This window comes from Brevundimonas sp. (assembly GCF_013912065.1).
GTDB lineage: Bacteria > Pseudomonadota > Alphaproteobacteria > Caulobacterales > Caulobacteraceae > Brevundimonas.
On the sequence record NZ_JACESA010000011.1, the window covers coordinates 66,945 to 91,462 of the forward strand.

A 24,518-nucleotide genomic window follows, 5' to 3' on the forward strand; every position below is an offset into this window, starting at 1 on the left:
ATCCACGACAGGCTGCATCCGTCGTGGTTCTCTGTCGCCTCTTACGGTCACAATCCTGACGAGAGAGGTTCCCGATGCGCACTGCCGTCTGCCTGGTTTCCGTATTGGCCTTGATGGCCGCCCTTCCCGCCCCTGCGCTTGCGGCCGATCCGGCTCCGCCGCCGACGTCCGGCCCCGCCTCGGCCACGCCCGCCTATACGGCGGCCCAGTTCTACGACACCACCAACTATGGCCTGGCCTACAGCGGGGCCAAGGCCTTCTCGCCCGACGGCCGGTCGGTGCTGATCCGCTCGGACAAGACGGGGGTGTTCAACGCCTATGCTCTGCCGGTCGCCGGGGGCGATCCCGTGGCGCTGACCTCCTCGACCACCAGCGCGGTCAGTCCGGTCAGCTATTTTCCGACTGACGCCCGCATCCTGTTCAGCCAGGACGGCGGCGGGGACGAGCTGAACCATCTTTTCGTGCGCGCCGTGGACGGAACGGTCACCGACCTGACCCCGGGCGACAAGGTCAAGGCTGACTTCCTGGGCTGGAGCCGCGACGGCAAGACCTTCTACGTCATGTCCAACGGTCGCGACGCGGCGGCGTTCGACGTCATCGCCTATGACGCCGCCACCTACGAACACCGGATGGTGTTCGAAAACACCGGCGGCTTCTTCCCCGCCGCCCTGTCGCCGGACGGCCGCTGGCTGGTGCTGGACAAGGCGCTGACCAGCGCGAACAACGACCTCTATCTGGCGGACCTGACCCAGCCGGGCGAGCCGAAGCTGCTGACCCCGCACGAGGGGAACGTCTCCTACGCCGCCTTCGACTTCACCCCGGACTCGAAGGCCGTCCTGATCGGCACGGACCAGCACGGCGAGTTCCAGCAGGCCTTTCGCCACGATCTGGCGACCGGCGCCGTTACGCCTCTCATCCAGGCCGACTGGGACGTCAGCTTCGTCTTCTATTCGCCCAGCGGCCGCTACCGCGTCTCGGGCCTGAACGCCGACGCCAAGACCGAACTGACTTTGCTGGATGCGACCGCCAACCGTCCCGTCGCCCTGAGCGGCCTGCCCGACGGCGACATCGGCAATGTACGCTTCAGCGAAGACGAGAAGACCATCGCCTTCACCGTCTCGTCCGACACCTCGCCGTCCGACATCTTCGTCGCTGACCTGACCACCGGCCAGGCGCGCCGCCTGACCCACGCCCTGAACCCCGCCATCAATGAGGACGTCCTGGTCGAGGCGACCATCGTCCGCTACCCCGGCGAAGGCGGCGTGATGATCCCGGCCGTTCTCTACAAGCCCAAGGGCGCCTCGGCCGCCCATCCGGCCCCGGCCATCGTCCTGGTCCACGGCGGACCCGGCGGCCAGACCCGGCGCGGCTATTCGGCCATGGTCCAGCATCTGGTGAACCATGGCTATGCGGTGCTGGGCGCCAACAACCGGGGCAGCTCCGGCTATGGCAAGACCTTCTTCCACATGGACGACAGGAAGCACGGCGAGGCCGACCTGCGCGACATCGTCGCCGGCGGCGAATGGCTGAGGCAGCAGGACTGGGTCGCCGACGACCAGGTGGCGGTAATGGGCGGCTCGTACGGAGGCTATATGACCGCCGCAGCCCTGGCCTTCCATCCGGACGCCTTCGCCGCCGGGGTCAACATCTTCGGCGTGACCAACTGGGTGCGGACCCTGGAGTCGATCCCCGCCTGGTGGGGCGCCAACCGCATCGCCCTGTATGACGAGATGGGCGACCCCGCGACCGACGCCGAACGCCACCGCCGCATCTCGCCCCTGTTCCATACCGAGGGGATCGCCAAGCCCCTGCTGGTCGTCCAGGGCGCCAACGACCCGCGTGTGCTCCAGGTCGAGAGCGACGAACTGGTCGCCGCCGTCCGCGCCAACGGCGTGCCGGTGGAATACGTCCTCTTCCCCAACGAGGGCCACGGCTTCACCCGCCGCGACAACCGCATCACCGCCCAGGACGCCTATCTGACCTTCCTGGACAAATACGTGCGGAAATGACCGATGGGCGGCGCGCGTTCGATGCGCGCCGCCTCTCACCCCGCCGCGAACACCCTCAGCCGGTTGCCGTCCGGATCACGCGCCAGAAAGCCTCGCCCCCCGCTCATGTCCATCGGCGGCAACAGGATGCGCGCGCCGCGATCCCACCAGTCGATGTGCAGTTCGTCCACTGACGAGACGGCCTCCATGCGGAACTCCACGTCCCGCTCGTTTTGCCAGGATGCAGGCGCGACCGCACGCCACAGGCTCAGGGTCCGCCCCGGCGCCAGGACGAAAACGGCGCGATCAGGACCCGCTTCCAGCGGTCGACGCCGCAACAGGCCGGAATAGAACCGCGCAGCCGCCTCCGGGTCGGCGACGCTCAGCGGAATGTCTTCGATCTCGGTCACGCGGCCCTCCTGGTTTTGCAGGAACAAATCTAGACCGAGACACTGCCAATATCTGTCAGCAGCCTTCCGCTGGCTTCGATTTTTCGTGAATCTCGCGCCAGGTCTTCAGCAGGACCTGACGACGCGCCGGATAGCGGCCCTCCATCACTTCCGCCTCGACGATCCGGTCGGTGCGGAAGCTGCGGAAGTCGTCGCGCAGCTCGCACCAGGCGATCATCAGCCGCACCCGGTCGAAGAAGGCCAGGGCGAAGGGCCAGACCACCCGTTCCGACGCCGTCCCGGCCTCGTCGCGATAACAGAGCTTCAAACGACGCTCGGTGCGGATCGCCTTTCGCAACAGGCCGGGATCGACCACGTCGACCGGAAAGGGCGCGCCGGGCACGACCAGCAGGGCCGAGGTCTCCATATCGTCCCGCAGATCCGGCGGCACGACGGCCGCGATCCGGGCCAGCGCGCCCAGGGCCGCGTCCCGCATACGTGCATCGGCCCGGTCCGCCACCCAGCGCGACCCCAGCACCAGGGCCTCGACCTCCTCCGGGGTGAACATCAACGGCGGCAGCATGAAGCCCGGCTTCAGCACATAGCCCACGCCCGGCTCCCCCTCGATCGTCGCCCCCTGGGCCTGCAGGCTGGCGATGTCGCGGTACAGGGTCCGAAGACTGATCCCCATTTCGTTCGCCAGCATCTGGCCGCTGACGGGCCGCCGATGCCGCCGCAGGACGTTCAACAGATCGAAAAGGCGCTCGGACCGGGACACGGACCGAGCCTAGCAGACCTGCTGCCAGAAAGCGGCAGCAACCTCGGCGGCGGTTCGCCCGCCCCGATCTGTCGCAGGACGCAGTCGTCAGCCTGTCACGCTGAGCCCTTAGGTCAGCCCCTAGATCAGCCCCTAGATCAGTACGTCTGAACCGCCAGGATCTTCCCGCATGACCCTTCGCCTCGCCGCCGCCGCGTCCATGATCGCCCTGATGGGCGCCGTCCCGGCTTTCGCGCACGAAGGTCACGATCATCATCACCCGGCCCAGCTCCAGCCCGTCTCCCCCCGTGAGACGGCGCCGACGGATCAGGCTCGCACATGGCTGGCCGGCGACCACCACGTCCACAGCCGCTACAGCGTCGGCTATACGCCCGACCCCGCCAACCCGGACGCCCCGCCCACCCCGGTCATCGCCGGCGACGCCATCTATCCCATCCCTCAGAACGCCCGCATGGCCCATCGTTTCGGCCTGTCCTGGATGGTCTCGACCGACCATGGCGGCCCCAACCATTCCAAGCTGAACGCCGAACAGGCCTATCCCGAACTGCTGATGGCGCGGCGGGAAATCCCCGACCTGCTGCTCTTCTACGGCATGGAGTTCGACACCCCCGGCGGCGATCACTCCAGCCTGATCCTGCCCCGCACCGAGGCCGAGCGCGACACCCTGCGCGACCTCGAAAGCCGCTTCGCCAAGCGCGAGCCCTGGCCCGCCGACCCCGCCCGCGATCAGGAGCCGCGCATGATCGAGGCCCTGCGGGTCATGGACGGCCTGAACGACCGACCGGTCGTGATCGCCAACCACCCGTCGCGCTCGGCGACGGGCCTGGGCGAATACGGCCAGTATGATCCGGCCGAGTTGCGCGACTGGAACGACACCGCCCCGCGCGTCGCGGTCGGCATGGAAGGCGCTCCGGGTCACCAGGCCTCGACCCTGAACGCCGACGGTTCCATCAAGGCCGATGGAATACGCGGCATCTACGGCCGCTCGCCGACCATGGGCGGTTTCGACCAGATGACGGCGCGGCTGGGCGGCTTCTGGGATTCGATGCTGGGCGAGGGCCGCCGCTGGTGGGTGACCTCGACCTCGGATTCGCACCGCCACTATACCGAAGGCGGCGTGGATTTCTGGCCCGGCGAATATTCCAAGACCTATGTCATGGCGCGCCGCGATCATGCCGACGTGCTGGACGGCCTGCGCGAGGGTCGGGTCTTCGTCACCACAGGCGACCTGATCTCGGAGCTGGACGTCACGGTCGAGGCGGCCGGGCGTACAGCGACCATCGGCGGCGCCCTGGCCGCCCCGGCGGACCAGCCGGTGGTCGTCGTCATCCGCCTGCGCGACCCCGCCGGCCCCAATGTCTCGGGCAAGGACAGCGCCGTCGCCCGCCTGGACCTGATCGTCGGCGACGTCACCGGCCCGCGCCCCGACCGCGACGCCGACCACAATCCCTCGACCCGGGTCGAGCGCCGCTTCACCGCCGCCGACTGGACCCGCGACGGCGAGATCATCACCGTCCGCCACACCCTCCCCGCCTCGACCACGCCCCGCTACATCCGCGTGCGCGGCACGAACGGCGCGGAGCTTGAGCCCACGCCCGACCCCGCCGGCGAAGACCCCTGGAGCGACCTGTGGTTCTACGCCAACCCGGTGTTCATCACGCCTGAGGGGTGAGGGAGAGCGGGGCCTCGGACTGCTCTTCGCGCGCAGCAGGTTGTGCGCACGACCTGTAGAGTGTAGAGCGGCGCCTCCGAAGAAGAGATTTCGATGTCCACCCAATACGTCACCATGAATGCGCCCAAAGCCTGGGACCGCCTGCCGGTCCAGGGCGAAGGCGTGTGCGTGGAGGGCGCATAGGGAGATACGGGTCGATCGACTTCGGTTTTCCAGAAACCCCTCCTGCTTCCAGCCGGAGGGGTTTCTTGCATCTGCGGATCCCTTTTCGCGCTGGTCCAGAAGGATCACAGCCAGAAAAGGAGACGTCCGCCATGCGTGGCTATGACGTGATTGAAACCCCGGACCATGTGCCGATCAAGGCCTGGACCAGAGGCGTGCCCATCGAGGATGCGGCGCTGAAACAGCTGAAGAACGTGGCGTCGCTGCCGTTCATCCACAAACACGTCGCGGTCATGCCGGACGTGCACTGGGGCATGGGCGCGACTGTGGGCTCGGTGATCCCGACCGTGGGGGCCATCATCCCCGCCGCCGTGGGTGTGGACATCGGCTGCGGCATGATGGCGGTGCGGACCTCGATCCGCGCCGAACATCTGCCGGATGACCTGTCGGCGATCCGCTCCGCCATCGAGGCGGCCGTTCCGCACGGCCGCACCGACAACGGCGGGCGCAACGACAAGGGCGCCTGGGCCATCGAGCCGCCGGCCTCGGCGGTCACCCGCTGGGCCGATCTGAAGGCGGGTTATGACGCCGTGGTGGAAAAACACCCCAAGGCGGCGCACCCGCGCGGCTTCGGCCACCTGGGCACCCTGGGTACGGGCAACCACTTCATCGAGCTGTGCCTCGACGAAGCGGGCGATGTCTGGGTGATGCTGCACTCTGGTTCGCGCGGCGTGGGTAACCGGTTCGGGACCTATTTCATCGAACGGGCCAAGCACGAGATGCGCCGCTGGCACATCAATCTGCCGGACCAGGACTTGGCCTATTTCCCGGAAGGGACGGACGGCTTCGTCGATTACGTCCGGGCGGTGTCGTGGGCGCAGAAATACGCGCGCGCCAACCGCGAGGTGATGATGGACAGCGTGCTCGGGGTGCTGAAGGCCTTCTGGCCGGATCTGGAAACGACGCAGGAGGCGGTGAACTGCCACCACAACTACGTCTCGAAGGAGAAGCATTTCGGCAAGGACGTCTTCCTGACCCGCAAGGGGGCGGTGTCGGCAAAGGACGGCGAGCTGGGCATCATTCCCGGCTCTATGGGGGCGAAATCCTTCATCGTGCGCGGCAAGGGCAATGCGGAATCGTTCTGCACCTGCTCGCACGGCGCCGGTCGGGCCATGAGCCGGACCGAGGCCAAGCGCCGCTTCACGATCGAGGATCACGTCCGCGCCACCGAAGGCGTGGAATGCCGCAAGGACGCCGAGGTGATCGACGAAACCCCGATGGCCTATAAGGACATCGACGCGGTCATCGCGGCCCAGACCGACCTGATCGAGGTCGTGCACACCCTGCGTCAGGTGGTGTGCGTCAAGGGATGACGGGAGCCGGTTCCGCCGCAGGGTGGGGCCGGCTTTCGTCGTTCTGAGCTTAGTGAACCGTGGCGAACGGCTCCGCTTCGGTCTCCCAACGCCGTCCACCTGGGTGCATCAAAGCCGTATATGTCGAAAGCGGCTCCCCCGTCAGATCCAGAAGCGAAGCTATGCGCGTCGTCTCGGCCTTCAGCATGGCCTCCAGACCATCCCATTCAGCCGCAATGTCGTGGGCATCCGCGTGATGCGTCAATCGAACCCGCCCCTGGTCGTCGATGATAAAAACTCCGCGTGAGGACCAGCCGACCGCTCCGCCGATAACCATCTGCCCCTCACCCATTCCGGCAGGTCTTCCGATGAGATTTCCGTAGTCGATGCTTATAGGCTGTCCCGCGTCAGGCCCTACCGACCGATCCATACTGTGGATCACGCCGTAGAGATTGAGACCCACAAATCTAAGACCGTTGGCGGCGGTCTCCAGGAAGCGTGTGTAATCATTGCGAGAACAGTTCGCTCCGGACAACCAGCTGTTCAGATCGCCGGCGGCCAATGGGTCGTAAAGCCGCGCCATATAGGCGAACGGTCCGACATGAGGTTGCGGCCTCAAGAGGTCGCCACCGGCAACCCGCCGAGGCGGTTCGCCGAGAAGATCAGCAAACCAGTTCAGAAGCGCAGGCCGGTGCAAGCGAGCCCCCTAAGCCGCCTCTTCCTTCGGCATCACATCCCCCACCGTCGGCCGGTTCTCGGACCGCGTCAGCAGGATGTCCCGCGGCTTGACGATCTCGTTGCAGCAGCCGCAGGCGATGCGGGGGGTCAGGGTGTGGCCGCAGGTCTTGTGGATCATGTCGATGCCGCTGTCGGTGTCGCCATAGACGTGTTTGGCGCCCCAGCCGTGCAGGGTCACCAGAACGCCGTACAGATCCTTGCCCTTGGCGGTCAGCACATATTCGTTGCGCGGCGGGCGTTCGGAATAGAGCCGCGGCTCCAGCACCCCGTGCAGGACCAGGCTTTTCAGCCGCGCGGCCAGGACATTGCGCGCCACGCCCAGATTTTCCTGCCACTGTTCGAACCGGCTGACCCCGTTGAAGGCGTCGCGGATGACCAGCAGGGTCCACGGGTCGCCGATCACCTCCAATGTGGCGGCGATGGAGCAGCTTTGGCGGCTGTAGTCGGCGGTGCGTCCCATGCGACGAAAGTGACCCCGCGTCAGCCGGTTGGCAAGAGGGTTGCCAATCCGAACCCAGTAGGTCAGTCTTGTTTGGCAACGGACATGCGAACCTCCCGGTTCGTCTTCCTTGTTCCTAATGACTGGCGGAAGGTCGTTTTGGCCTTCCGCCCTTCTTTCGCCTGACGCAGGATCGCGCCCATGGCCCCCATGACCCCGCCTGTTTCGCTCGACGCCGCCCTGGCGTTCCGCACCCTGGACGACGGCGGCCTGTCCGCGCCCGTGCCGGGACATTTCTCCAACGGCCCGTCAGGCCTGGCGCCGGAAAAGGGCTTCCCCTTCGGCGGCCTGCTGGCGGCCCTGTGCGCCCAGGCCATGCGTGAAGGCCTGGCCCTGACCGCGCCGCTGCGCAGCCTGTCGGTCCAGTACCTGTCGGCCGCACGGTTCGGCGACCCGGTCGATTTCCGCCCCCGGCTGCTGCGGGGCGGCCGCAATGTCGTCTATGCGGCGGTCGAGGCCGAGCAGGACGGGCGGATGACCCACCACGCCACCGGAACCTACGGCCTGAACGCGGATACGCCCCCGCTGACGCCGCTGCACCTGCCGCCGCCCCCGCTGGAGAGTTTGGATCCAAAGGCCACGATCTACGGCCCCATGTCGCCCCATTTCGCCCAGCATGTCGAATACCGGTTCGACGGCGGTCCGAACATTCTCGGCGGCAACGCGGGCAAGCCTGTCGTCGAGCGCACCTGGATGCGGATGGCGGACCGGCGTCCGCTGGACGAGGTCGGCCTTTGCTATCTGCTGGACGCCCTCTATCCGCCCGCCTGGACCGCCTCGTCCACGCCGACGCCCATGACCACCGTGGACTTGCGCATAGACATCCTGACCGACCCGACGCCCCGGACGGCGCCCGACGGCTGGGCCTTCTTCGAGTTTCGGATGCTGGACCTGGGCCTGGGCTGGACGGTGGACGAAGCCGCCGCCTGGGGCGTCGACGGAACGCCGCTGGCGATCTCGCGACAGCGGCGCAAACTGCTGCCGCAGCGGGGCGCCTGAAGTCAGCCTCCGTTCACCCTTATGTGCGACTATCCCAAATCTCTGGAGTCGTCTCTCATGCGTCGTCGAAATCCCCTCTTCCGCGTCGCTCAAATCGTCATCGTCGCGACGGGCTGTCTGATGCTTCAGGCCTGCCTGGCCGGCGCCGTCGTCGGCGGAACCGCCGCCGTGGTTGGCGGCACGGCCAAGGCCACCGGCGCGGTCGTCGGCGCGGGCTTCGACGCCGTCACCACCTCCGACGAGGAAACCCGCGCCCGCCGCGAACGCGAACAGCGCGACTACGAACGCCAGCAACGCCGCTGCGAACAACGCCAACGCCAGGGCAAGACCTGCTGATCGCCGGAGCCCCAAAGTCTCTCGCCCCTCGCGGAGACGGAGGCGGTTTCGTGCTACGGTCCTGACATGACCCCGACCATCCTGATCCCCGGTCTCGCCTGCACGGCCGAAATGTTTACGTCCCAGACCGTCGCCCTTTGGCCGCACGGCCCGGTCACCGTGGCCTCGACGCTCGAGGGCGACACCATCGCCGCCATGGCCGCCGCCATCCTGCGCGACGCCCCGCCGCGCTTCGCGCTCGGCGGCATCTCCATGGGCGGCTATATCGCCATGGAGATTCTGCGCCAGGCGCCCGAGCGGGTCATCAAACTGGCCCTGCTAGACACCTCGGCCCGCGCCGACACGCCCGAGCAGATCGACGCGCGACGTCTGCTGATCGAACGGGTCGGGAACGGCGAACTGGAGGCCGTCCTGGCCCAGGTCACGCCCAACCTGCTTCATCCCGACCATCGCGACCGTCAGGACCTGATCGACACCCAGATCCGCATGGGCCGCGACGTCGGACCGGACGGCTTCATCCGCCAGGAGGCCGCAATCACCAAGCGGATCGACTCGCGTCCATACCTTGCAGACATCAAGGTTCCGACCCTGGTCCTGGTCGGCGACCGTGACCCGCTGACCCCGCCGGACCGCGCTCAAGAAATAGCCGCCGCCATCCCTGGCGCCGACCTCGTCGTCATCCCCGACTGCGGCCATGCCTCTACCCTGGAACAGCCCGAAGCGGTCAGCGCCGCCTTGGTGGAGTGGGTCTCCGCCTGAGGCGCTCCGTCGGCTGCAGCCCCGGCAATGACGACCGCTTTCGATTTAATCGATTGCACCCTCGCGTTGTCTGCGGATATCCAGAGCAGGGGATACAGTAGGGGGAAGCGTTTTGACCGACATCACCGAAGACGCGCCGACGCCGGCGCGTCCACTTCATGACGCCTTGGGTCCGATCTCCGATCCCGACGAAGGCGCCGAAACCCTGGTCTTCTCCACCACGCTCCAGCCGTCGAAATTTCTGGGCCTCAGCCTGAAGAACGGCCTGCTGAACCTCGTGACCCTGACCCTCTGGCGGTTCTGGGGCAAGACCGAGGTGCGCCGCCGCATCTGGAGCGGCGTCCGGCTGAATGACGAGGCCTTCGAATACACCGGGCGCGGCGTCGAACTGTTCGTCGGCTTCCTGCTGGCCCTCGTCGTGCTCGGCCTTCCCTTCCTGCTGATCGTCTTCGCGGTGCAGTTCAACCAGCCGGGGCTGGCGGCCGTCATCATCTTCCCCTTCTACATGTTCCTCTACTGGCTGTGGGGCTTCGGCGTCTTCAGCGCCTTCCGCTACATGGCCAGCCGCACGACCTGGCGCGGCATCCGCTTCCGGCTGACCGGATCGGCCAGCGGCTACGGCCTCCGCTTCCTCGGCTATCTTTGGCTCTCGGGATTCACCCTTGGTTGGTTCTGGCCTGCGGCGGAACGCAAGTTGGCGGCGTCTCTGTGGGACGGCCTGCGCTTCGGAGACCGCAAACTGACCTTCCGTGTGGGTCGCGCGGAGAGCGAGAGCGTCTATGGTCCTTACGCTATCGGCTGGTTCGGCACCGTTGCGGGCTATGTTTTACTGATCGTCGTCATCGGCGGAGTGATCGCTGGCTTCAGTTACGCCGGGCTGCTGCCGGAACCCGGATCCGGCGCACCGCCGGACGTCATGATCATCGTCGGCGTCTACGGCGTCATGGCGCTGCTCGCCCCGATCTTCCTGCTGGTGTGGGCGCCCTATCAGGCGGCCATGCTGCGCTCGATCGCCAAGGGGGTGTCGATGGACGGCGCGGACTTGACCCTGGACGTCAAGGCTCTCCCCCTGTGGTGGCTGACGGTCAGCAACCTGTTCCTGATCATCATCACCCTGGGCTTCCTCATGCCCTGGGCCCAGGCGCGGACAGCGCGTTTCCTGATCCAGCGGCTGAAGTCGACCGGCAAGGCCAAGGTCGGTCTGGCGCATCAGACCGGCCGCGGCCCGGGATCGGGCGAAGGCCTGGCCGACGCCTTCGGCTTCTCGGCCATCTGAGATGGACGGCCGCTTCTACGACGGCAAGAACGCCCGGTCTCATCCAGCCGTCGTCTCCGTCGATGCGGAGGCCGTGACCATATCGACGGAGGAGAAGGAACGTCGCTGGCCGTCGAAGGGCCTGGCGCTGACCTTCGAGGCGAACGAGGCCCGCCTGTCGCACAGCGCCGAACCGGACGCCCGGCTGGTGGTTTCGCGCACGGACTGGACCCAATCAGGCGGTCTGCTGGCCAAACAGACCGCCCGCCGCGACCGTTCGCGCGAGCGGCGCCTGGCCGTGGCCCTCGCCGTCGTCGCGGCGGCCGTGACCGGCTTCGTCTTTTTCGGCATCCCGGCCCTGTCGGGTCCGCTCGCCCGGGCGACACCGGTCGAATACGAGCGCAACATGGGTCGGAACTTCGACCTGCAGATGAACGCCCTCTTCCCCCGCTGCGACGGCGAGGACGGCCAGGTCGCCCTCCAGGCCATGACCGACCGTCTGGCCTCCAACGCCGACACCGCGTTCGACATCCGCGTCCGCGCCGTCCAGGCGCCGATGATCAACGCCTTCGCCCTGCCAGGCGGGTCGATCATCGTTACCGACGACCTGATCCGCTCGGCCGAAACCCCGGACGAGGTGGCGGCCGTGGTCGCGCACGAAATCGCTCACGTCGAAAAGCGCCACGTCATGCAGGCGGTGTGGCGCAGCCTCGGGTTCGGCCTGATCCTCGACGCCGTCGTCGGCGGCGGCTCCGGCGCGGGCCAACAGGCGGTGATCCTGGCCGGTCAGGCGACCGACCTCAGCTACGGCCGTGCGGCCGAACACGAAGCCGACGAACGGGGCCGCGCGCTCCTGCAGGAAGCCGGCTTCAGCTCAAAAGGCATGGCCGCCTTCTTCGACCGCCTGTCGAAGATGGAGGATCAGAAACTGGCCGAAGCGGCCGAGTTCGCCGCCACCCACCCGGCCTCCGGCCGTCGCGCCAGAGAGGCCCGCGCCGCCGAACGCCCCGGCGCCCCCGCCCTGTCCGCAGAGGACTGGCGTATGGTCAGATCGGCCTGCAAGGCCGAAGACCCGACGCTGCGCGTCATCCGCCGCCAGTTGGGCCTATAGGCTCAGCACACACCGCTCATTGATCGTCGGCCGCGCCACCTGCACCCGGCACAGACCCGGCCAGTCGGGCTGGAGCGCCTTGACGAACCACAGGCACAGGTTCTCCAGGCTGGGCAGTTCCAGGCCCGGATGCTCGTTCAGCATGCCGTGGTCCAGCTGTTCCGCCGCCGCCTTCAGCGCCCGGTCCAGCGCGCCCAGGTCGGCGACCCAGTTGTGTTCGGCGTCCAGGGTCTCGGACCTCACCGTCGCCTCGACCGTGAAGGAATGGCCGTGGATGCGGCGATAGATGCTGCCCTCGGGTTCGTTGGGGAAGTGGTGGGCGGCGTCGAAGGTCGCCTGTTTTGTGATTTCGAAGACGGGCATTATCGGACGCCGATATATTTGTGTGTCTGGACGCTGAGGCGCCACTGGGGATGGGTCAGGCAGTATTCGATGGCGGCGGCGGTGTTCGCCGCCTGGTCGGGGCCGTCCATGGGCTGGAGCCAGAACCGTTCGAACGCCAGGTGTTCGAACCGCTCGGGCGGGGCCTTGGCCTGCGGATAGACCAGCTTCAGCTCCTGGCCCTTGATCTGGATCACCGCCGCGTCCGCCTTGGGACTGACGCAGATCCAGTCGATCCCGTCCGGCGCCGCCAGGGTGCCGTTGCTTTCAATGGCGATTTCGAACCCGCGCCCATGCAAGGCGGCGATCAATGGCGCGTCCAGCTGCAGCAGGGGCTCGCCCCCGGTGCAGACGACCAGTTTCGGGTCCCCCGCCCGGCCCCGCCACATCGCCGCGACATGGTCGGCCAGCAGGTCGGCCGTCGCGAACTTGCCGCCCCCGTCGCCGTCCACGCCGACAAAATCCGTGTCGCAGAAGCTGCAGACGGCGGTCGCCCGATCCTGCTCGCGCCCGCTCCACAGATTGCAGCCGGCGAAGCGCAGGAAGACGGCGGGCCGCCCCGCCTGTCCACCCTCGCCCTGCACCGTCAGAAAGACTTCCTTGGCCGAATAGGTCACCGACTTGCGACCCAATCTTCATACCCCGCCGCACGCAGTTCGCAGGCCGGGCATTCGCCGCAGCCATAGCCCCAGGCGTGGCGGTGCGTCCGGTCGCCCTGATAGCAGGTGTGGCTGTCCTCAATGATCAGTTCGACCAGGGGCGCGCCCCCGATCCGCTCGGCCAGCGCCCAGGTCTGCCCCTTGGTCAGCCACATCAGCGGGGTGTCGATCACCACCGGCTTGTCCAGCCCCAGCGACAGGGCGCGCGCCATGGCCTCCATCGTCTCGTGACGGCAGTCGGGATAACCTGAGTAATCCGTCTCGCACATGCCGCCGACCAGAACCTCCAGCCCCCGCCGGTCCGCCAGGGCCGCCGCGGCGACCAGGAAGATCAGGTTGCGGCCGGGCACGAAGGTGGTCGGCAGGCCGCGCGCGTCCATCTCGATCTTGCGGTCGGCGGTCAGGGCGCTCTCGGCGATCCGGCCGTATCCGGTCAGGTCCACCACATGGTCCTCGCCCAACCGGTCGGCCCATTGCGGCAGGGCGGCGTCCATGCCGGCGCGCACGGCCTGACGCGCCTCCATCTCGACCAGATGGCGCTGGCCATAGTCGAAGCCGACCGTCTCCACCCGCTCGAACCGCTCCAGCGCCCAGGCCAGACAGGTCGCGCTGTCCTGTCCGCCCGAGAACAGGACCAGAGCCGATGTGGGGAGTTTTTCCAGGATGACGCTCATGACGAATCTGCGGTCGGCCGGTCGGCCGCGCGCATGCACAAAGGGATGGGGACCCATATGGGTCGGGGCGGCCTTCTACACCAGACCCGGGGGAGACGCCAAATCACCGCTGATGACACCCGTTGTCATCGGTAAAAGTTTCTGATCCGGCTTAACTAATCGGCAAGTGCTCCTGGTCCATGCTCTGATCGAGTAAGGAGTTCCAGGCAGTATGCCGACCATTGATATCCTTTCAGAATATCCGGAGCCCATCGCCCCGTCGATGCTCGGCTGCGAGGTGCTTGCTCGTTTCGAACGCGAGCCTGATGTATTGGTCATTCCGGTCGTGGAACATGGCCGCCCCCTTGGGCTGGTCGAACGCACTGCATTCCTTCAGAAAATCGCCGGCCGTTTCGGTCATGCCCTCTACGATGGTCGCCCGATCAGTTTCGCCATGGACCCCGAGCCGGCGGTGGTTGAAGGCGACGTCGAGGTGGACGCTTTCTGCGACATCATGCTGAAGGGCGGAGCCGCAGCCCTGTTGCGCGGCTTCATCGTCACCAAGAACGGCCGCTATCACGGGGTCGGCACTGTCGCGACCCTGCTCAAGGTCGCGACGGATCGCCAGCGCGCCCACGACGCCCAGATGGCCGACCAGGCCGCCCTCCTCAACGACACCCGCGCCCAGGCCATCGCCGCCGCCCGCGCCAAGAGCCAGTTCCTGGCCATCATGAGCCACGAACTGCGCACGCCGATGAACGGTGTGCTGGCCGTCGCCGAACTCCTGCGCCGCCAGCCGCTGAACGACACGGCCCAGACGCATGTCCAGACCATCATCGATTCCTCTGAAAGCCTGCTGCGCATCCTTCAGGACGCGGTCGACCTGTCCAAGGCCGAGGCCGGCGAGCTTGAACTGACCCCCGCCCCCACCCCGCTGCGCGCCGTCATGGACGATGTTCAGGCCCTGTGGGAGCCGCGCGCCTCTCAGGACGGCGTGACCCTGATGGTCGGCTACGAAGGCGACACCGAACTGGCGGCCGTCATCGACGGCGTGCGCCTGAAGCAGGTGTTCAACAATCTGATCGGCAATGCGCTGAAATTCGCGCGGAACGGCGTCGTCGAGGCCGGGCTGAAGGCCTGGGTCGACGGCGATCAGGTTCGCATGGAAGCCCGTGTCCGCGACGACGGCCCGGGCGTGGATGCAGATCGCGTCGAAAGCATCTTCGAACCCTTCGTCCACGGCTCCGGCCCCGACGGCGCCGGGCTGGGCCTGTCCATCTGCCGCCAGGTGATCGACCGCATGGGCGGCCGCATCTGGGCGGAAAACAACAAGGGCCGGGGCGCCACCTTCGCCTTCGACCTGACCGCCCGTCGCGCCATCGTCGAAGCGCAGGCGCCGTCGAACGTTTCCGATCTGTCCGAACTGAACCTGCAGTCCGCCCCTCATGTCCTGATCGTCGACGACAACGCCACCAACCGCGTCGTGGCCCAGGCGCTGTGCGAGATGTTCGGCTGCAGTTCCGAACTGGCCGAAGACGGTCTCGAGGCGCTTCAGGCCGTTCAGGAAAACCGCTACGACCTGGTCCTCATGGACATCAAGATGCCGCGCATGGACGGGGTCCAGGCGACCCGGGCCATCCGCGCCCTCGACGGCCCCGTCAGCCGCGTGCCCATCGTCGCCCTGACCGCCAACGCCGATCCGGAAGACGCCAAACACTATCTGTCGATCGGCATGGCCGCGGTGGTCGAAAAGCCGATCAAGCCCGAACGCCTGCGCATGGCCATGAACGCCGCCCTGGCCCCCCCCGAGGTTCAAGCCGAAACCGGCGGACAAGCCGAAACCTCCCCCTCTCGACGCGCGCGCCGGCGGGCCTGACCGGCTTCAGTCCGCCCCGACCGAGGCCGCCTCTTCGTCCTCCTCGTCATAACCGACCAGCCGCAGCGCCCGCGCCTTCTGGCCGTTCAGTTCGGCCCACCGCAGCAGTCCCTCCTCACGGCCGTGGGTGATCCAGATCTCGTCGGGCTTCAATTCCTCGAAGGTGGCGACCAGTTCACCCCAGTCGGCGTGATCCGAGATCACCAGCGGTAGCTCCACCCCCCGCTGGCGCGCCCGCGCCCGAACCCCCATCCAGCCGGAAGCAAAGGCCGTCACCGGATCGGCGAAACTGCGGGCCCAGCGATCCTGGATCGCCGACGGCGGGGCGATGACCACCTCCCCGCCCAACGCGCCTTTCGGCAGGCCGCGGGCCGGCAGGATCGGCCCCAGATCGACGCCCTCGCGTTCATAGAGGGCGTTCAGCCGCTCCATCGCCCCGTGGACATAGATCGGCCGCTCCCAGCCGGCCTCGCGCAACGACCGGATGATCCGCTGCGCCTTGCCCAGTGCATAGGCGCCGACTAGATGGGCGCGATCTGGAAACTGGCCCAGCGATCTTGCCAGCCGCCCGATCTCCTCCTCGGCCGGCGGATGCCGGAACACCGGCAGGCCGAAGGTGGCCTCCGAGATGAAGACGTGACAGGGCGTCGGCTCGAACGCCGGGCAGGTCGGGTCGCGCCGACGCTTGTAGTCGCCGGACACCACCATGGTCAGTCCCTTCCACCGGACCTCGACCTGGGCCGAACCCAGCACATGGCCGGCCGGGATCAGCCGCAGATCGACGCCGCCGATCGAGGCGGCCTCGCCATAGTCGACCGGCTGCTCGCGTCCTGCGAAGTCGGGGCCGTAGCGTTCGGCCATGATGGCCAGGGTCTGGCGCGTGGCGAGCACTGCGCCGTGACCCGCTCTCGCATGATCCGAATGGCCGTGTGTGATCACCGCCCGGTCCACCGGTCGCACCGGATCGACGTAGAAGTCCCCCGGCGGGCAATACAGGCCGGCGGGTGTGGGATGCAGCAGGTCTTCGGGTCGGATCATGGTTGCGTAACGCTCTCGACGCCGTCGGGTCGCCCCTCCATACAGTAAGACGATCATAGGCTTAACGGACGTTCGTTCGCATGCACGACAGTTTCGTCGACACCATCCTGCCTCAGCTCGCGGCCGGTTCCGCCCATACCGGCGCCCTCGGTTTCGCCTTCGACGGCCTGCATGAGGGCGAGCCCCGCATTCGCGTCCCCTGGCGCGAGGATCTGGTCGGCGATCCCGACACAGGCGTCCTCGCCGGCGGTCTGGTCACCACCCTGCTCGATCATATCGGCGGCCTGGCGGTATGGACGGCCATGGAGGAGTTCCAAGCCATCGCCACGCTGGACCTTCGGGTCGACTATATGCGCGCAGCCCGGCCCCGCGCGGATCTTCTGGCCCAGGCGAAATGCTACCGGTTGACCCCGACGATCGCCTTCGTGCGCGCCTGGGCGTTCGAGGAGGATCCGTCCGATCCCGTCGCCGCCGCCCAATCCGCCTATGTGCTGAACCGCGCGCCCGCCGCCAGGGGAGCCGCCGCATGAGCGATCTGCTCGAACGCATCCCCTACGCCCGTTTCCTGGACCTGCGGACTCTCGTCAGCGGCGACGAGATCACGGTGATCATGCCCTTCGCGGACCGGTTGATCGGCAATCCCATGCTGCCCGCCCTGCACGGCGGCTCGACGGCGGCCCTGCTGGAGATGACGGCCATGGCCCAGGTCGCCCTCGCCTTCCCCAGCCCGCGCCTGCCTCGCCCGATCAATGTCACCGTGGCCTATCTGCGCACGGGCCGTCCTGTCGACGTCTTCGCCCGCGCCCAGATCAGCCGCGCCGGCCGACGCGTCGCACACGTCCAGGCCGAAGCCTGGCAGGAGGCGCGCGACCAACCCATAGCCTCCCTCACCGCCCACTTCCTGCTCGACAATCCCTAGGCTTTTCCAGCCCTTCGCGTAACGGCGGCGCTTCAACGCAAGATTGCAAAAAAGGTTAACGAGACTCTATCGAACAGGGTTAAGACGTGTTAAGACTTCACACGTTGTAAACCTTGTTTTGAGGGCTTTCTCATGGAACGGACTGAAGTCATCGCCAGCGTCGCCGGCGATCTGCATGCGACCGAACACGCGATCGACGCCGCCATCACCCAGGCGACGATGCTGGTTCAATCCTTCATCGGCGCCCGCACCGCCCTGTCGCTTTCGCCCGTCGCCGCCACGGCGTCGCAGGCCAAGGCCATGGAAACCATCGCCGCCCTCGCCGCCGCCCGCGAATCGATCGTGGCCTGCCACGCCGAGCTCCAGAAGGACCATCGTCGGATGGGCTTCGGAACCTACGCCGCCGGCCCGGTCGGCAAACCCGACGACTGGCTCGACCCGAAAGAAACTCGCGCCTCGGCTCAACTCCGTTCGGTTGCGTGAATTCTTGGTAAGCTTACCGGACTGACATTCTCGCTTAACCGGAATTGGTCCACTGTCGCCCCCGTGCATTCAGCGCGGGGGCGATTTGCTATGGTGAACATGGGTTATGCCGTCGTGGGGGCCGTATTCATGGTCGGCATGACGTTGTTCGCCTTTATCAAGGGTGGGTCCCGCGAAAGACTGGGGGCAGGCATCTATTTTCTTGCGTGGATTGCGTCCCTCGTCGTTCAGGAAAACGTGGGTTTTCGCGGCCTACCGATCGGCATGTTCCTGATTGACGCCGCCGTGCTTGTGGCGCTCGCGGCTATCGCATGGCGCGCGCCCCAGTCATGGCCGACCTGGGCTGCGGGATTGCAGCTCGTGACCGTCATGGGCCACGTGATGATCCTGACCACGAAAAGCGTGCCGATCGCGTCGCTGTACACGGTCATGAACCTGACCAGCTACCTCATCATCCTCTGCATCGGCGTCGGCACCTTCTGGGCCTGGCAGGAACGCAAGCTGGCCGCCCAGTATGAATAGGTAGAAATTCCTACCATCTTCTCCTAAACTTTCCCGACTCACTTGCGGGAAGTCCATGCCCCTGTCGCACGCCAAACTTTGGAAGGCCGTGGACGCCCTGGCGCGGCGCGAGGGCCTGTCGCCGTCGGGGCTGGCGCGGCGGGCGGGGCTGGACGCGACCAGTTTCAATCCGTCCAAGAGGTTCGGCGCCGGGGATCCGCCGCGTCCGCGCTGGCCGTCGACCGAGAGCGTGACCCTGATCCTGCAGGCGACCGGCGTCTCGCTGGCCGATTTCGCCGCCCTGGCCGACGATGCGCCGCCGGCGCCGACGACTGTGCCCCTGCTGGGTCTGGCCAGCGCCGGCCTGGACGGCTTCTTCGACGATGCGGGCCTGCCTGTCGGCGACGGCTGGGACCAGACCGAACTGCCGCGCGTCAACGCTTCGACTTTCAGCCTGCGTATCACCGGCGACTCGATGTCGCCCCTGTACCGTGAGGGCGACCGGGTGATCGTCGATCGCGGGGACCCGACCGTGCGGCGGGGCGACCGGATCGTGGCCCGGCTGACCTCGGGAGAGGTGGTGGCCAAGGAGCTGACCGGCCTGACCGCCCGAACCGCAACCCTGTCCTCGATCAACCCCGACTATCCGCCCCGCGTGGTGGCGCGTCGGGAGATCGAATGGATGGCGCGCATCCTATGGGTCAGCCAATAGCGGTACGACGGTGTCGACGCCCGCTCAGATCGGCGGCGGTTGGGTCTTGAAGAAGGCCGTCGCGCCGACGCCGACATAGAGGGCGACGAAGATCGCCACCAGCACGATAATCAGAATGATGACGCCGCGCTTGCTGCGAAGGATCGGGGGTTTGGACGTTCGCCTGGACATGCCGACCTAACCCTCCAACCGGCTCCAGGTTGCCCTTCGCCCGAAGCCCGGCCCAGAATCAGGCCCAGAAAAAGCCCCGCCCGGCGAACCGGACGGGGCTTCGGCTCCAACGGCGAACCGCGAGCCTTGCGACAGTCCCGGCGGCGGGTACTGGACGGGGCGTGAACGGCCCCGCCGCCGGAACAGTCTTTCGGAAGGCGACCCTTAGCGGGTCACATAGTTGGCGTTGACCCAACCGCCGCCGGCGATCTGAATCCAGTCGCCCTGCGAGGCCACGGCCGTGAAGGGCTGGCCGGCCGACAGGCTGCCCGACTGGCGATAGCCGGTGCCGGGGCCGCTGCGGATCCGCAGGTTCGTGCCGGCGCGATAGGTGTTGGCGTTGGCCTGGGCCGCCGCGCGGGTGCGTTGCTGGTTGCAGCCGATATACGAACCGGCCGCGGCGCCGGCGCCGGCGCCGACGATGGTGCCGGCCGTGCGCTCGTTGCGCGCCAGGTTCGAGCCGACGACGCCGCCGACCACCGCGCCGATCAGGGCGCCGGCTTGCTGACGCCCGCCGGGGGCGTCGCAGTTGGTCACGCCGTTGGCCTGGGCCTGGGCGGCCATCGGGGCGGCGGTCACAAGGGCGGCCAGAGCCGCTGCGGTGGCCAGACCCGTATTCAGAAACTTATTCGACATAGCTCAATCTCCTGTCATCGCGTTTGCCGATGAGAGGGAGAATGCCCGGCCGAACCTGAAGGCTCCCGGAGCTTCGCCGTTATTTTCGGTTCATCTTCATGGCGGCGACGATCAGGCCAGTTCGCCTCGCGCACCCGCCTCGACCAGTTCGATGGTCTGCGCCAGACCATAGATGGCCGCGAAAGACCCGAACCGCGGCCCCTGCGAGGCGCCCAGCAGCACCTCGTACAGCGCCCCGAACCAGGCCCGCAGCGGCTCGAACTCATGCGCCTTGCCGACCGCATAGACCTCGTTCTGAATCAGCTCGCCGTCGGTCGTATCCGCCGGCAGAGCCTTCAGCCGTTCCGCCAGATCCAGCAGGGCCGCCTTCTCCTTGTCGTCCGGCAGGCGGTACGACTTCGAGGGCTTCACGAAGTCCTCGTAATAATGCAGCGCATGGTCCATCAGCCGGTCCAGCAGCGGCTCGTTCTCGGGCGTCGCCTCGGGCAGATATTTGGCGAAATAGGCCCACAGCTGGTCCTTGGTCGAGGCGTTGGCCACCCCCACCAGGTTCAGCAGCAGCGCGAAGGACACCGGCGACGTATGGGTCGGCGGATCGCCAGCGTGGATCGACCAGACGGCGTTGTCGATCCGCTTGGCCGGCTCCTGGGTCTTGTAGGCTTCGATGAAGGCCAGATAGTCGTCGATGGCGCGCGGAATGACGTTGAAGTGCAGCGACTTGGCCGACTTCGGCGACTGGAACATATACCAGCTCAGGCTCTCGGGCGTGCCGTAGCGCAGCCACTCCTCCATCGTCAGACCATTGCCCTTGGACTTGGAGATCTTCTTGCCCTCGATATCGAGGAAGAGCTCGTAGTTGAACCCCTCCGGCGGGGTGCCGCCCAGGGCGCGGCAGACCTTCGAGCTCTCGCGCACGCTTTCGATCAGGTCCTTGCCCGACATCTCGTAATCGACGTCCAGAGCGACCCAGCGCATGGCCCAGTCTGGTTTCCACTGCAGCTTCACATGGCCGCCGGTGACAGGAACCTCGGTGCGGTTGCCCGGCTCGCCGGCCGGGTCCTCGAAGGTGATCGTCCCCTTGTCGACATCGCGGGCCAGCGTCGGGACCTGCAGCACATGGCCGGTGATCGGGCTGACCGGCAGGAAGGGCGAATAGGTGGCCCGCCGCTCCTCGCCCAAGGTCGGCAGCATGATGGCCATGACCGCGTCGTACCGCTCCAGCAAGGTCAGCAGGGTCGCGTCGAACCGGCCCGAACGATAGGTCTCGGTCGAACTCATGAACTCGTAGTCGAAGCCGAAACCGTCCAGGAACGCCCGCAGCCGCGCATTATTGTGCGCCCCGAAACTGTCGTGGGTCCCGAACGGGTCGCGGACCACCGTCAGCGGCTTGTGCAGATCCTCGCGCAGCATCTCCGGATTGGGGATCCCCTCGGGAACCTTGCGCAGCCCGTCCATGTCGTCCGAAAAGGCGATCAGCCGCGTCGGCCAACGGTCGCCGGTCAGCGCCCGGAAGGCGTTGCGCACCATGGTCGTGCGCGCCACCTCGCCGAAAGTGCCCATGTGCGGCAGGCCCGAGGGGCCATAGCCCGTCTCCAGGATCACCGGCCGCTGCAAGGCCGGGAAGGTCGCCAGCGCCTCGTCGGTCTTGCCCGCATCGATCAGCAGTTTCGCCGCGTCGCGTTCCGCATCGCTCAGCCGTTTCTTGAGCACATGCGCCAGCAGATTGCGGGCTTGCTCAAACGGCCAGGACTTGGCCTCGCGGGCGAGAGTTTCAAGGTTCTGAAGCATGGCGGGCGGTTTGGCGCGTCAGGCCCGCGGGGTCAATGTTTCAGCGGCGTCTTCCCACCGCCAGACCGACCACCGCCGCCCCCGCCGCGACGATCAGCGCGTCCTCGATCAAGCCGCTTTTCGTCTGACCGATCCGCGCCATCGCCGTCTTGCGGCCGGCCAGCGTCAGATAGGCCAGGGGAACGGCTGTCGCGACCGCCAGCCCGCCCCCCAGCTTCTCCCGGCCGCGCGGCGCCAGGGCCGAACCGGCGATCCCGGCGCTCATCACCCGCGCCAGCAGGCCCAGGAACACCGTCCGGTCCGGCGCCGACCTCATCTTGTCGCCGAACAGCTCGCCGACGCCCATGGCCAGGGCCCCGAACTTGAACAGCGGATGATTCAGCAGCCACAGCCGCCCCGGCGTGTCCCGGTGCGCCAGCCGCGCCCCGGCTATGGCGGCCATCGGGGTCATGGACCGGGCGCTGGCGACGGCGCCGATGAGGACGGAGGGAAGCAGGTCGAGGATTTTCATCCCGCTTCAACACCGAACCGGGGGGACGGTTCAGTCGCGAACGGGCTTGCGTGGGATCGGTACCGGCCGCCCCGCATTAAGTTTGGAACGCCAAACAACCCCATGAACCGCCATGAGCTACCGCCGCTTCGCCGCGATGATCGCCGTCTCCACCGTCGTCATGTACGGCCTGATGTTCCTGAACACCTACCAGATCGAACACGTCCGGTTCAGCGAGACCCGCCTCTACATGGCCCTGCTGATGGGGGCGGTCATGGCCGCGATCATGATGGGGTTCATGTGGTCCATGTATGCGAAGCCACGATGGAACCAGCTCATCATCGCCGGCGCGCTCGTTGTGTTCGCCGGTTCGCTGTGGCTGGTTCGAAGCCAGGCCGTCATCGGCGACGTCGCCTATATGAAGGCGATGATCCCCCACCACTCCATCGCCATCATGACCAGCGAGCGAGCCCATATTCGCGACCCGCGCGTCCGCGAACTGGCCGACGGCATCGCCAGGACCCAGGTGCGTGAGATCGCCGAGATGAACACCCTGATCGCCGACCTGTCGCGCAATCCCCCGCCGCCCGACGCGCCGGACCTGGCGCCGGCCTCCCCTGCCTCTTGACCCTCCGGCCCCCGCGTGGCCTTTGCCCCGCCTGATGAAGACCGCCGATTTCGACTTCCACCTGCCCGAAGACCGCATCGCCCTGCGCCCCGCCGATCCGCGCGATTCCGCACGGCTGCTGGTGGTGAAGACCGGCGCGCTGGACGACCGCGTCATTCGGGACCTGCCCGACTTCCTCCAGCCCGGCGACGCCCTGGTGTTCAACGACACCCGCGTCATCCCCGCCCGTCTGTCGGGCGTCCGCACCCGCCCCGGCCCGGACGGCGAGACCCTGACCGTCGCCGTCGAGGCCACCCTGCACCACCGCGACGCCCCCGACGTCTGGTCCGCCTTCATGAAGCCGGGCAAGCGGATAAAACCCGGCGACCGCATCCGGTTCGGGCGTGTGGCGGACGCCGCCTGCGACCTGGGGCGGCTCGACGCGACGGTCGCGGACAAGGGCGAGGACGGCCTGATCACGCTCCGGTTCGACCTGTCCGGCCCCGCCCTGGACGACGCCATCCGCGATGTCGGGGTCATGCCCCTGCCCCCCTATATCGCCGCCAAACGACCCGAGGACGACCGCGACCGGTCGGATTATCAGACCGTCTTCGCCGAACACGACGGCTCGGTAGCCGCCCCCACCGCCGGCCTGCATTTCACCCCCGCCCTTCTCGACGCCGTCCGGGCGAAGGGCGTCTCGACCCACGCCGTGACCCTGCATGTCGGCGCCGGCACCTTCCTGCCGGTCAAGGTCGATGACCTGGCCGACCACAGGATGCACAGCGAATGGGGCGAAGTGTCCGCCGAGACCGCCGCCGCCCTGAACGCCGTCCACGCCGCCGGCGGCCGCATCGTCTCAGTCGGCACCACGTCGCTGCGTCTGCTGGAAAGCGCCACGACCGCGGACGGAGACATCCGCCCCTTCCACGGCGACACCGCCATCTTCATCACCCCCGGCTATCGGTTCCGCGCGGTCGATGTGCTGATGACGAACTTCCACCTGCCGAAATCGACCCTGTTCATGCTGGTCAGCGCCTTCGCCGGGCAGGAAACGATGAAGACCGCCTACGCCCACGCCGTCACGCACGACTACCGTTTCTACTCCTACGGCGACGGCTCGCTGCTGTTCCGCGCCTAGCCGCCCCACCGTCTCCTCCCCGCTTCGCGGGGAGGGGGACCGCCGCGCCTCTTCGCGCGGGGGTGGAGGGGCTCTTGAAGTCCCACGGACGCCAATGACGACCTTCTCTACCCGACGAAGTCGAGCAACGCGCCCGCACCGCTTTCGTCATTCCGGGCGGAGCGCAGCGGAGACCCGGAACCCAGCGGCGCGCGTAAGCGCGAACCTGTCGCGGACTCAGTCTTGGGACATAGTGCGGCGGATGGATTTCGCCTTCGGCGCCGCTGGGTTCCGGGTCTTCGGGCCAAGCGGCCCTTCGCCCGGAATGACGAAAGCAAATGACGACCTAACCTCCCCGACGGAGTCGAGCAACGCGCCCCGCCCCATCTTTCATCGCGCCCGCACAT

General features: G+C 67.3%; 28 protein-coding genes. 16 read left to right on the forward strand and 12 right to left on the reverse strand.

The window, feature by feature from the left end:
* The first annotated feature begins 74 nt into the window (after positions 1-74).
* The gene (locus H2037_RS11015) at positions 75-2,009 is read left to right on the forward strand and encodes a S9 family peptidase (RefSeq protein WP_292121589.1); all 1,935 of its coding nucleotides are present in this window, start codon (positions 75-77) and stop codon (positions 2,007-2,009) included.
* A 35-nt stretch (positions 2,010-2,044) separates the two neighbouring features.
* Here the strand turns inward: H2037_RS11015 and H2037_RS11020 are convergent, their stop codons facing one another.
* Positions 2,045-2,398, reverse strand: coding sequence for a VOC family protein (locus tag H2037_RS11020; protein ID WP_292121592.1), 354 nt, complete (start codon positions 2,396-2,398; stop codon positions 2,045-2,047).
* A gap of 55 nt (positions 2,399-2,453) precedes the next feature.
* On the reverse strand, positions 2,454-3,155 hold the full coding sequence (locus H2037_RS11025; RefSeq protein ID WP_292121595.1) for a YafY family protein: 702 nt from the start codon (positions 3,153-3,155) through the stop codon (positions 2,454-2,456).
* 169 nt (positions 3,156-3,324) lie between these two features.
* Here H2037_RS11025 and H2037_RS11030 point away from each other — a divergent pair, with 169 nt between their 5' ends.
* Both H2037_RS11030 and H2037_RS11035 read left to right on the forward strand, forming a co-directional pair.
* Positions 3,325-4,827: a phosphoesterase gene (locus H2037_RS11030; protein WP_292121597.1), complete on the forward strand. Its 1,503-nt coding sequence runs from the start codon at positions 3,325-3,327 to the stop codon at positions 4,825-4,827.
* A gap of 314 nt (positions 4,828-5,141) precedes the next feature.
* Complete coding sequence (locus tag H2037_RS11035) at positions 5,142-6,362, forward strand: RtcB family protein (protein WP_292121600.1); 1,221 nt, start codon at positions 5,142-5,144, stop codon at positions 6,360-6,362.
* Between the two features lie 49 nt (positions 6,363-6,411).
* Here the strand turns inward: H2037_RS11035 and H2037_RS11040 are convergent, their stop codons facing one another.
* Together H2037_RS11040 and H2037_RS11045 are read right to left on the reverse strand one after the other, a co-directional pair.
* Positions 6,412-7,038, reverse strand: coding sequence for a hypothetical protein (locus tag H2037_RS11040; RefSeq protein WP_292121602.1), 627 nt, complete (start codon positions 7,036-7,038; stop codon positions 6,412-6,414).
* A gap of 9 nt (positions 7,039-7,047) precedes the next feature.
* Positions 7,048-7,539 (reverse strand): helix-turn-helix domain-containing protein, encoded by a 492-nt coding sequence (locus H2037_RS11045; protein WP_292121604.1) that lies wholly within the window; start codon positions 7,537-7,539, stop codon positions 7,048-7,050.
* A gap of 180 nt (positions 7,540-7,719) precedes the next feature.
* Here H2037_RS11045 and H2037_RS11050 point away from each other — a divergent pair, with 180 nt between their 5' ends.
* From H2037_RS11050 to H2037_RS11070, 5 genes are all read left to right on the forward strand, one after another.
* Entirely contained in the window at positions 7,720-8,577 is an 858-nt protein-coding gene (locus H2037_RS11050) for a thioesterase family protein (protein ID WP_292121606.1), read from the forward strand.
* Positions 8,578-8,634: 57 nt separating this feature from the next.
* Positions 8,635-8,913, forward strand: a complete 279-nt coding sequence (locus H2037_RS11055) for a hypothetical protein (RefSeq protein ID WP_292121607.1) — start codon at positions 8,635-8,637, stop codon at positions 8,911-8,913.
* A gap of 66 nt (positions 8,914-8,979) precedes the next feature.
* A complete protein-coding gene (locus H2037_RS11060; RefSeq protein WP_292121610.1) occupies positions 8,980-9,672 on the forward strand; it encodes an alpha/beta fold hydrolase in 693 nt (230 codons plus the stop codon).
* A gap of 112 nt (positions 9,673-9,784) precedes the next feature.
* Positions 9,785-10,948 carry a DUF898 family protein gene (locus H2037_RS11065; RefSeq protein WP_292121613.1) on the forward strand — a complete coding sequence of 388 codons (1,164 nt, stop codon included), beginning with the start codon at positions 9,785-9,787 and terminating at the stop codon, positions 10,946-10,948.
* A 1-nt stretch (position 10,949) separates the two neighbouring features.
* Positions 10,950-12,038 (forward strand): M48 family metallopeptidase, encoded by a 1,089-nt coding sequence (locus H2037_RS11070; protein ID WP_292121616.1) that lies wholly within the window; start codon positions 10,950-10,952, stop codon positions 12,036-12,038.
* Here H2037_RS11070 and H2037_RS11075 read toward each other — a convergent pair.
* From H2037_RS11075 to queC, 3 genes are read right to left on the reverse strand one after another with little or no spacing between them, the layout of a single operon-like run.
* Complete coding sequence (locus H2037_RS11075) at positions 12,033-12,404, reverse strand: 6-carboxytetrahydropterin synthase (protein ID WP_292121777.1); 372 nt, start codon at positions 12,402-12,404, stop codon at positions 12,033-12,035. The genes H2037_RS11070 and H2037_RS11075 overlap by 6 nt on opposite strands.
* On the reverse strand, positions 12,401-13,036 hold the full coding sequence (queE, locus tag H2037_RS11080; protein WP_292121780.1) for a 7-carboxy-7-deazaguanine synthase: 636 nt from the start codon (positions 13,034-13,036) through the stop codon (positions 12,401-12,403). Before queE ends, H2037_RS11075 begins: the two co-directional genes overlap by 4 nt.
* Positions 13,033-13,752: a 7-cyano-7-deazaguanine synthase QueC gene (gene queC / locus H2037_RS11085; RefSeq protein ID WP_292121618.1), complete on the reverse strand. Its 720-nt coding sequence runs from the start codon at positions 13,750-13,752 to the stop codon at positions 13,033-13,035. Before queC ends, queE begins: the two co-directional genes overlap by 4 nt.
* Before the next feature lie 211 nt (positions 13,753-13,963).
* Between queC and H2037_RS11090 the strand changes: the two genes are divergently transcribed.
* The gene (locus tag H2037_RS11090; protein ID WP_292121621.1) at positions 13,964-15,607 is read left to right on the forward strand and encodes a response regulator; all 1,644 of its coding nucleotides are present in this window, start codon (positions 13,964-13,966) and stop codon (positions 15,605-15,607) included.
* A gap of 6 nt (positions 15,608-15,613) precedes the next feature.
* Here H2037_RS11090 and H2037_RS11095 read toward each other — a convergent pair whose 3' ends face one another.
* Complete coding sequence (locus H2037_RS11095) at positions 15,614-16,645, reverse strand: ligase-associated DNA damage response exonuclease (RefSeq protein ID WP_292121624.1); 1,032 nt, start codon at positions 16,643-16,645, stop codon at positions 15,614-15,616.
* Between the two features lie 80 nt (positions 16,646-16,725).
* Between H2037_RS11095 and H2037_RS11100 the strand changes: the two genes are divergently transcribed.
* From H2037_RS11100 to H2037_RS11120, 5 genes are all read left to right on the forward strand, one after another.
* Positions 16,726-17,175: a PaaI family thioesterase gene (locus H2037_RS11100; protein ID WP_292121627.1), complete on the forward strand. Its 450-nt coding sequence runs from the start codon at positions 16,726-16,728 to the stop codon at positions 17,173-17,175.
* Positions 17,172-17,564: a PaaI family thioesterase gene (locus H2037_RS11105; RefSeq protein ID WP_292121630.1), complete on the forward strand. Its 393-nt coding sequence runs from the start codon at positions 17,172-17,174 to the stop codon at positions 17,562-17,564. Before H2037_RS11100 ends, H2037_RS11105 begins: the two co-directional genes overlap by 4 nt.
* Positions 17,565-17,696: 132 nt before the next feature.
* On the forward strand, positions 17,697-18,047 hold the full coding sequence (locus H2037_RS11110) for a hypothetical protein (RefSeq protein WP_292121632.1): 351 nt from the start codon (positions 17,697-17,699) through the stop codon (positions 18,045-18,047).
* Between the two features lie 99 nt (positions 18,048-18,146).
* The gene (locus H2037_RS11115; protein WP_292121634.1) at positions 18,147-18,569 is read left to right on the forward strand and encodes a hypothetical protein; all 423 of its coding nucleotides are present in this window, start codon (positions 18,147-18,149) and stop codon (positions 18,567-18,569) included.
* A 55-nt stretch (positions 18,570-18,624) separates the two neighbouring features.
* Positions 18,625-19,260 carry a helix-turn-helix transcriptional regulator gene (locus H2037_RS11120; protein WP_292121637.1) on the forward strand — a complete coding sequence of 212 codons (636 nt, stop codon included), beginning with the start codon at positions 18,625-18,627 and terminating at the stop codon, positions 19,258-19,260.
* Positions 19,261-19,284: 24 nt separating this feature from the next.
* On the opposite strand, the gene H2037_RS11125 is transcribed toward H2037_RS11120, so the two are convergent.
* The 4 genes from H2037_RS11125 to H2037_RS11140 form a co-directional block, all read right to left on the reverse strand.
* On the reverse strand, positions 19,285-19,431 hold the full coding sequence (locus H2037_RS11125; RefSeq protein WP_292121640.1) for a hypothetical protein: 147 nt from the start codon (positions 19,429-19,431) through the stop codon (positions 19,285-19,287).
* A 204-nt stretch (positions 19,432-19,635) separates the two neighbouring features.
* Positions 19,636-20,106, reverse strand: coding sequence for an SH3 domain-containing protein (locus H2037_RS11130; protein WP_292121668.1), 471 nt, complete (start codon positions 20,104-20,106; stop codon positions 19,636-19,638).
* A 111-nt stretch (positions 20,107-20,217) separates the two neighbouring features.
* Positions 20,218-21,894, reverse strand: a complete 1,677-nt coding sequence (locus H2037_RS11135; RefSeq protein ID WP_292121671.1) for a lysine--tRNA ligase — start codon at positions 21,892-21,894, stop codon at positions 20,218-20,220.
* A 40-nt stretch (positions 21,895-21,934) separates the two neighbouring features.
* Entirely contained in the window at positions 21,935-22,405 is a 471-nt protein-coding gene (locus H2037_RS11140; protein ID WP_292121674.1) for a hypothetical protein, read from the reverse strand.
* A 112-nt stretch (positions 22,406-22,517) separates the two neighbouring features.
* Between H2037_RS11140 and H2037_RS11145 the strand changes: the two genes are divergently transcribed.
* Together H2037_RS11145 and queA are read left to right on the forward strand one after the other, a co-directional pair.
* Complete coding sequence (locus H2037_RS11145) at positions 22,518-23,012, forward strand: DUF305 domain-containing protein (protein ID WP_292121676.1); 495 nt, start codon at positions 22,518-22,520, stop codon at positions 23,010-23,012.
* Positions 23,013-23,046: 34 nt separating this feature from the next.
* Positions 23,047-24,132: a tRNA preQ1(34) S-adenosylmethionine ribosyltransferase-isomerase QueA gene (gene queA, locus H2037_RS11150; RefSeq protein ID WP_292121679.1), complete on the forward strand. Its 1,086-nt coding sequence runs from the start codon at positions 23,047-23,049 to the stop codon at positions 24,130-24,132.
* The last annotated feature ends 386 nt before the right edge of the window (positions 24,133-24,518 follow it).

Excerpts from the sequence above, each read along its gene's own strand:
- H2037_RS11015 (WP_292121589.1), top strand. The coding sequence starts at position 75 with ATGCGCACTGCCGTCTGCCTGGTTTCCGTATTGGCCTTGATGGCCGCC.
- H2037_RS11030 (WP_292121597.1), top strand. The coding sequence starts at position 3,325 with ATGACCCTTCGCCTCGCCGCCGCCGCGTCCATGATCGCCCTGATGGGC.
- H2037_RS11035 (WP_292121600.1), top strand. The coding sequence starts at position 5,142 with ATGCGTGGCTATGACGTGATTGAAACCCCGGACCATGTGCCGATCAAG.
- H2037_RS11045 (WP_292121604.1), bottom strand. The coding sequence starts at position 7,539 with ATGGGACGCACCGCCGACTACAGCCGCCAAAGCTGCTCCATCGCCGCC.
- H2037_RS11050 (WP_292121606.1), top strand. The coding sequence starts at position 7,720 with ATGGCCCCCATGACCCCGCCTGTTTCGCTCGACGCCGCCCTGGCGTTC.
- H2037_RS11055 (WP_292121607.1), top strand. The coding sequence starts at position 8,635 with ATGCGTCGTCGAAATCCCCTCTTCCGCGTCGCTCAAATCGTCATCGTC.
- H2037_RS11060 (WP_292121610.1), top strand. The coding sequence starts at position 8,980 with ATGACCCCGACCATCCTGATCCCCGGTCTCGCCTGCACGGCCGAAATG.
- H2037_RS11070 (WP_292121616.1), top strand. The coding sequence starts at position 10,950 with ATGGACGGCCGCTTCTACGACGGCAAGAACGCCCGGTCTCATCCAGCC.
- queC (WP_292121618.1), bottom strand. The coding sequence starts at position 13,752 with ATGAGCGTCATCCTGGAAAAACTCCCCACATCGGCTCTGGTCCTGTTC.
- H2037_RS11090 (WP_292121621.1), top strand. The coding sequence starts at position 13,964 with ATGCCGACCATTGATATCCTTTCAGAATATCCGGAGCCCATCGCCCCG.
- H2037_RS11095 (WP_292121624.1), bottom strand. The coding sequence starts at position 16,645 with ATGATCCGACCCGAAGACCTGCTGCATCCCACACCCGCCGGCCTGTAT.
- H2037_RS11100 (WP_292121627.1), top strand. The coding sequence starts at position 16,726 with ATGCACGACAGTTTCGTCGACACCATCCTGCCTCAGCTCGCGGCCGGT.
- H2037_RS11105 (WP_292121630.1), top strand. The coding sequence starts at position 17,172 with ATGAGCGATCTGCTCGAACGCATCCCCTACGCCCGTTTCCTGGACCTG.
- H2037_RS11110 (WP_292121632.1), top strand. The coding sequence starts at position 17,697 with ATGGAACGGACTGAAGTCATCGCCAGCGTCGCCGGCGATCTGCATGCG.
- H2037_RS11115 (WP_292121634.1), top strand. The coding sequence starts at position 18,147 with ATGGGTTATGCCGTCGTGGGGGCCGTATTCATGGTCGGCATGACGTTG.
- H2037_RS11120 (WP_292121637.1), top strand. The coding sequence starts at position 18,625 with ATGCCCCTGTCGCACGCCAAACTTTGGAAGGCCGTGGACGCCCTGGCG.
- H2037_RS11125 (WP_292121640.1), bottom strand. The coding sequence starts at position 19,431 with ATGTCCAGGCGAACGTCCAAACCCCCGATCCTTCGCAGCAAGCGCGGC.
- H2037_RS11130 (WP_292121668.1), bottom strand. The coding sequence starts at position 20,106 with ATGTCGAATAAGTTTCTGAATACGGGTCTGGCCACCGCAGCGGCTCTG.
- H2037_RS11135 (WP_292121671.1), bottom strand. The coding sequence starts at position 21,894 with ATGCTTCAGAACCTTGAAACTCTCGCCCGCGAGGCCAAGTCCTGGCCG.
- H2037_RS11140 (WP_292121674.1), bottom strand. The coding sequence starts at position 22,405 with ATGAAAATCCTCGACCTGCTTCCCTCCGTCCTCATCGGCGCCGTCGCC.
- H2037_RS11145 (WP_292121676.1), top strand. The coding sequence starts at position 22,518 with ATGAGCTACCGCCGCTTCGCCGCGATGATCGCCGTCTCCACCGTCGTC.
- queA (WP_292121679.1), top strand. The coding sequence starts at position 23,047 with ATGAAGACCGCCGATTTCGACTTCCACCTGCCCGAAGACCGCATCGCC.